The following is a 5,962-nucleotide window of genomic DNA, read 5'->3' as shown; positions in this document are numbered from 1 at the left end:
CAATACATTCAAAACCAGCGGGGCTGACGCCCCGGCGAAATTCCCCTCCCACCTACGTCGGAGGGAGTCCCCTTTCGTATTTAAGATGGGAACTGAAGCGGCGAACGATTAATTATAAAAGCGTCAATTCGAGCTGACGCCGCGACATATAGTGTCACATGAAATGACATCGATAGAATTTATGACCACAAAAATCACTTTTACAACATAAGTGAACTGAAATATTTGATTAATGCAGTTTAATACTTCGACAAGGCGAGAAGCAGGGAAGCCCTGCCGGGCGACACGGGCTCCCCGCACACCTTCCCCGCCCCGTCAGACCGGCTGCCAGCCGCGCATGACCCTCAGCAGGTCCTTCCAGCTCACTATGCCCACCAGGGCGCCGTTTTCCAGCACAGGCAGGCAGGAGATCTGGTGCTCCAGCATGAGGCCGGCGGCCTCTTTCAGGGAGCGTTCGGGGGAGACGGTGATGGGTTCACGGCTCATGATCTGGTGGGCGCGCCGGTTGAGGGTCTCGGTGTCCCGGTTCATCTCGGCATCCGTGTCCAGATAGGGGCTGATGGCACGCAGCAGATCCCGGTCCGAGATGACCCCCACCAGCTCCTCTTCTTCCACCACCAGAAGGTGGCGGAAATGGGCCTGCTCGAAGATCTCCTTGATGACGCTCAGCCTGTCATCCATGGAAACGGTCGCGACCCGGGTCGTCATGATCTCTTTAATCAACATGGTCAGCCTCCTGCCCCCCAGATGTCTCTGTTATGACACGTTTTTCCGGCGGCAGCCATCCCCCCCGCCCTCAAGTGCAAATTTGTGTCATTTCACGTAAGATCCGCGCCAGTTTCTCTCCTTCAATCGAGCCAAGCAGACCCATCCATGATAGTTGCCAGTCAAATCGAACTGATCCGCGGCGGCCGCACGCTGCTGGACAACGCGTCCGCCACCATACACCCCGGCCACAAGGTGGGCCTGGTGGGCAAGAACGGCTGTGGCAAGTCCACCTTCTTTGCGCTGGTGCGGGGCGAGCTGGCCATCGACAACGGCAGCTTCAGCCTGCCCGCCGGCTGGCAGATTGCCGGCGTGGCCCAGGAGACCCCGGCGCTGGACTGCTCCGCCCTGGAGTACGTGATCGACGGCGACAAGGAGTTCCGCGCCCTGGAGGGCGAGCTCGCCCGGGCCGAGGCGGATGACAACGGTCTGCTGGTGGCCGAGCTGCACGGCAAGCTCGATACCATAGGTGCCTACAGCATTCGCGCCCGTGCCGCCGAGCTGCTGCACGGTCTGGGTTTTGGCGGCGATCAGCTCGACTCGCCGGTCAGAAGCTTCTCCGGTGGCTGGCGTATGCGCCTGAACCTGGCCCAGGCGCTGCTCTGCCGCTCCGATCTGCTGCTGCTGGATGAACCGACCAACCACCTGGATCTCGACGCCGTCATCTGGCTGGAGAAGTGGCTCAAGGGCTATCAGGGCACGCTGGTGCTCATTTCTCACGACCGCGACTTCCTCGATTCCGTGGTGAATCGCATCATCCATATCGAGAACGGCAAGCTCAACGAATACAGCGGCGGCTACTCCGACTTCGAACTGCAACGGGCCGAGCACCTGGCCCAGCAGCAGTCCATGTACGAGAAGCAGCAACGGGAGATGGCCCACATGCAATCCTATGTGGACCGCTTCCGCTACAAGGCCTCCAAGGCCCGTCAGGCCCAAAGCCGGCTCAAAGCCATGGAGCGGATGGAGAAGATCCTGCCCGCCCACGCCGACTCCGAGTTCAGCTTCGAGTTTCGCGAGCCCTCCGCTCTGCCGACCCCGCTCATCGCCATGGAGAACCTCAGCGCCGGTTACGGCGACAAGGTGATCCTGGAGAAGATCAAGCTCAACCTGGTGCCGGGGTCGCGCATCGGCCTGCTCGGTCGCAACGGCGCGGGCAAGTCCACCTTCATCAAGATGCTGTCGGGCTCCAACCCGCCCCTCTCCGGCAAGCTGGAGGTGAGCGCCGGGGTGAGCATCGGCTACTTCGCCCAGCATCAGCTCGAGACTCTGCGCCTTGATGACAGCCCACTCGATCACCTGGTGCGCCTGGCCCCGGACAAGACCGAGCAGGAGCTTCGCAACTACCTCGGCAGCTTCGGTTTTCACGGCGACAAGGTACTCGACAAGGTGGCCCCCTTCTCCGGCGGTGAGAAAGCGCGTCTGGTGCTGGCTCTCATCACCTGGCAAAAGCCCAACCTGCTGCTCCTGGATGAACCGACCAACCACCTGGATCTGGAGATGCGCCACGCCCTGACCATGGCCCTGCAAGGGTTCGAGGGGGCCATGGTGGTGGTTTCTCACGACCGTCACCTGCTGCGCACCACCACGGATGACTTCTATCTGGTCCACGGCGGCCGGGTCGAGCCCTTCGATGGGGATCTCGACGACTACCACAAGTGGCTCGGCGAGCAGGAGAAAGAGGCCAATGCCAAGCCGGCAGATGGCACTGTCTCCGCCAACTCGGCGGTGGCGCGCAAGGATCAGAAGCGCCTCGAAGCCCAGTTCCGGCAAGCGACCCGGCCGCTGCGCCAGAAGCTGGAGAAGCTCGAAACCAGCATGGAGAAGCTGCAGGCCAAGCTGGCCGCGGTGGAAGAGCAGCTCGCCGATCCCGCCATCTATGAAGAGAGCGCCAAGGGCAAGCTCTCCGAGCTGCTCAAGTCCCAGGTCCCCCTCAAGGAGGAGCTGGAGCACGTCGAGCTGGAGTGGATGAGCCTCTCTGAAGAGCTGGAAACCATGGAGCAGGCCTTCTTTGCGTGATGAAGCCTTGATGGCCAGCGAGCGGGTCAGCCCCGACGCCCTGCCCACCCCTTCCGAGTTCTGGACATGGAGCACAGGCGCCTATGGCCAGCGCAGCCAGGACTGGCTCCACGTGCAAAGCATGGGGGGCAACGTCAACCTGGCGCTCCTGCTGCACCACCTCGACCTGCTCCGGATCCCGGTCGACCTCACTGACTTGCAACCGGCCCTGGTACAGACCGAGGCGGTGCTACTCCCCTGGCGCACCCTGCGCCAGCAGGCCAAGTCACGGGTGGGGGCCGAGGAGTACCAGACCATGCTGGCCCACGAACTGGAGCTGGAGCGGCTGCAACAGGGGGTCTTGTTGCAGACCCTGCGCACCCTCGCCCTGTTTCGCGGCGACAGCCGCAACCTGTTTCACTATCTATCGTTACTGGGTGCCCAGCAGGGCCCCCTCAGAGATCTCATATGCTGAGCTACCGCCACGCCTTTCACGCCGGCAACCACGCCGATGTGCTCAAACACGCCGTCCAGGCCCTGATCATCGAGTCCCTCAAGAAGAAGGAGAAACCCTTCATCGTGCTGGACACCCATGCCGGTGGCGGTCTCTACGACCTGCGCGGCGACTGGTCCCAGAAGAAAGCGGAATACGCCGACGGGATCAAACGCCTGTGGGATGAGCGGGCCCAGTGGTCTGCCATGGCCCCCTATCTGGGTGTCATCGAGGAAATGAACAGCGATGGCCAGCTGCACTACTACCCCGGCTCGCCGGAGCTGTCCCGCCGCCTTATCCGCGATCAGGACAAGCTGGCGCTGATGGAGCTGCACAACAACGAGGTGGAGGATCTTCGCGCCAACATGGGGTACGACCCCCGCGTCGCCGTCCACCATCGCGACGGCTTCGAGGGGCTGGTGGCCCTGCTGCCCCCCACCCCGCGCCGCGGCCTGGTGCTCATCGACCCCCCCTATGAGCTGAAGGAAGATTACTTCGCCGTGGTCGATACCCTTAAAAAAGCGCAAAAGCGCTGGGCCACCGGCATCTACGCCCTCTGGTATCCCATCCTCGGGCAAGAGGCGGACAAGTCCCGCGACATGCTCAAAGCGATCAAGCGGGAGAACTTCGGCAACGTCCTGGTGGCCGAGCTGGAAGTGGCCGGCCAGACCAGCGATTGGGGCATGAACGGCTCCGGCATGCTCATCGTCAGCCCCCCCTGGATGCTGGACGAGCAGATCGAGGCCTTCTTGAAACCCTTGTGCGCCAAGCTGGCCCAGGGCGCCGGCGCCCAGTACAGGGTGGAGTGGCTGAACAAGGCCGAGGCCTGACCCTCGGAACCACAGAAAATGAAAAAGGGCCTGTCACAGCAGGCCCTTTTTCATTGGGGCTGATGACCCGGCACGTTCACGCTGGCCAGCTGCTCGGGCAGGCGGCTCGCCAACCAGTCGATGGCCATTCTGGTCTTGAGCGGCAAGTGCGGGCTGTGGGGCCAGAGGGCGTTGATGGGATAGCTCCTGCCCTTGAGCGCACCCAGCACTTCGCGCAGCTCGCCCCGTTCAAGGTGCGGGCGTGCCAGCCAGGTCGGCAGCCAGGCGAGACCAAAGCCCGCGATGGCTGCCTGGGTGATGGCGTTGAGATCGTCCATCTGCAACCGCCCTCTGGGCTGGACCTCGCGCCATGCCTCGGCCTCCTGCCACCACCACGACAGCACCCGCCCCTGGCGCAGATAGGCAATGCACTCGTGCTCCGGTAACTCGGCCAGGGTCACAGGTTCCCCCCGCTCGGCCAGATAGGCGGGCGAGGCGCAAAGCGTCATGCCGTGCTCCCCGAGCCTGCGCGCCGCCAGATCCAGGCTGTCCGGCGGCTCTGCGTTGCGGATCACCAGATCCATCCCCTCCTCCACCAGATCCACCTTGCGATCGCTGAACGACAGCTCCAGGGCCAGCCCGGGATGCGCCTTCGCCAGCGCCAGCAAAATGGGGGCCACGCACTGCTGGCCGAACAGCACCGGCATGGAGACCTTCAATCTGCCGTTGAGGATGAGCTTGTTGCTGGCCAGCGCCGTTTCCCCAAGACGCACCTCCTCCAGCGCCCGCAGGCAGTGGCGATAGAAGAGCGCACCCTCCTCGGTCAGGCTCTGGCTGCGGGTAGTGCGATGAAACAGTTGCACGCCGAGACGCAGCTCCAGCCGCGCCACCCCCTTGCCCACCGCCGAGCGGGTGAGGTGAAGCCGCTCCGCCGCCTGGGCGAAACTCCCCGCCTCCACCACGGTGGCGAAGAGATCGATGCCGTTGAGCGTGTTTGCCATCTATTGCATACCTTTTGGAACCAATATGGCGAAATTCTATCAGCACTGCGGAAAAAAATGACTGGTAAGCTCCCTTCATTCTTCACACGTTTCAGATGGAGTTTCCCTCATGAGCCAGATCCTGCTGCTGCAATCCAGCCTCAACGGCCCCGCATCCCGCACCAACCAGTTGATGGAGCGCTTCCTGCAAACACGCCGGGAGCAGGGCCATCAGGACCAGGTGGTGGTGCGTGATCTGACCGCCCTCGACTTGCCCGCCCTCGACAGCCCGTTGTTTCACGCCCTGCGGGGGGCTGAACCGGCCAATGAGGCCATCCGGCAGGCGGTGGCGCTGTCGGATCGGCTGATTGCCGAACTCAAGGCCGCCGACCTGCTGCTGATCGGCGCCCCCATGTACAACCTCAATGTACCGACCCCCCTCAAGAACTGGTTCGATCTGGTGGCACGGGCCGGGGTGACTTTCCGTTACACCGACACCTACCCCATGGGGCTGGTGGAAGGGGTCAACGCCCTGGTGTTCAGCAGCCGCGGCGGCGTGCATCAGGGACAGACGACAGATGCGGTCACCCCCTACCTCCAATCCGTGCTCGGCCTGATGGGCATCACGGAGGTGGAATTCGTCTACGCAGAGGGAATGGATCTGCGCCCCCACGGGGCGGAACAGGGAATGCGCGAAGCCCATGCTCGGATCGCTGGCCTCGGCAGGTAGGGCCATCACCCGATCTTGCCCCTTCCAACCGGCCGCCTGCTGCGCGGGACATTCCAAGTAAAAAAGCCCCCCAAGGGGCTTTTCTATGACTGCGGCAGTGGCGGCTGAAGAGACTAAATAACTGATCCCAATAGTGCTACACCTTCGCTGTGCCATAGCCATTCCCCGGGAAAGGAGACACGGTATC

Annotated in this window: 6 protein-coding genes; 4 read left to right on the top strand and 2 right to left on the bottom strand. The window is 62.9% G+C overall.

The annotated features are described in order from the left end of the window. Positions 1 to 315: 315 nt before the first annotated feature. A complete protein-coding gene (locus PG879_RS20270; protein ID WP_010675511.1) occupies positions 316 to 726 on the bottom strand; it encodes a CBS domain-containing protein in 411 nt (136 codons plus the stop codon). Positions 727 to 873: 147 nt separating this feature from the next. On the opposite strand from PG879_RS20270, the gene PG879_RS20265 reads away from it, so the two are divergent. The 3 genes from PG879_RS20265 to PG879_RS20255 are packed head-to-tail and all read left to right on the top strand — an operon-like array spanning position 874 to position 4,086. Then, positions 874 to 2,784, top strand: a complete 1,911-nt coding sequence (locus PG879_RS20265) for an ABC transporter ATP-binding protein (protein ID WP_109113227.1) — start codon at positions 874 to 876, stop codon at positions 2,782 to 2,784. Beyond that, positions 2,777 to 3,238, top strand: a complete 462-nt coding sequence (locus PG879_RS20260; protein WP_039040190.1) for a DUF2390 domain-containing protein — start codon at positions 2,777 to 2,779, stop codon at positions 3,236 to 3,238. Before PG879_RS20265 ends, PG879_RS20260 begins: the two co-directional genes overlap by 8 nt. After that, positions 3,232 to 4,086: a 23S rRNA (adenine(2030)-N(6))-methyltransferase RlmJ gene (locus PG879_RS20255; protein ID WP_109113305.1), complete on the top strand. Its 855-nt coding sequence runs from the start codon at positions 3,232 to 3,234 to the stop codon at positions 4,084 to 4,086. The genes PG879_RS20260 and PG879_RS20255 overlap by 7 nt, the downstream gene beginning before the upstream one ends. A 50-nt stretch (positions 4,087 to 4,136) precedes the next feature. Here the strand turns inward: PG879_RS20255 and PG879_RS20250 are convergent, their stop codons facing one another. Further along, positions 4,137 to 5,066, bottom strand: coding sequence for a LysR family transcriptional regulator (locus tag PG879_RS20250; RefSeq protein WP_109113176.1), 930 nt, complete (start codon positions 5,064 to 5,066; stop codon positions 4,137 to 4,139). Between the two features lie 109 nt (positions 5,067 to 5,175). Here PG879_RS20250 and PG879_RS20245 point away from each other — a divergent pair, with 109 nt between their 5' ends. Then, positions 5,176 to 5,775 carry an FMN-dependent NADH-azoreductase gene (locus tag PG879_RS20245; protein ID WP_128313887.1) on the top strand — a complete coding sequence of 200 codons (600 nt, stop codon included), beginning with the start codon at positions 5,176 to 5,178 and terminating at the stop codon, positions 5,773 to 5,775. Positions 5,776 to 5,962: the final 187 nt, after the last annotated feature.

The organism is Aeromonas sp. QDB63, assembly GCF_027707425.1.
In the GTDB taxonomy this organism is placed as follows: Bacteria; Pseudomonadota; Gammaproteobacteria; order Enterobacterales; family Aeromonadaceae; genus Aeromonas; species Aeromonas caviae.
This window is presented reverse-complemented; position numbering and strand designations above follow the sequence as displayed.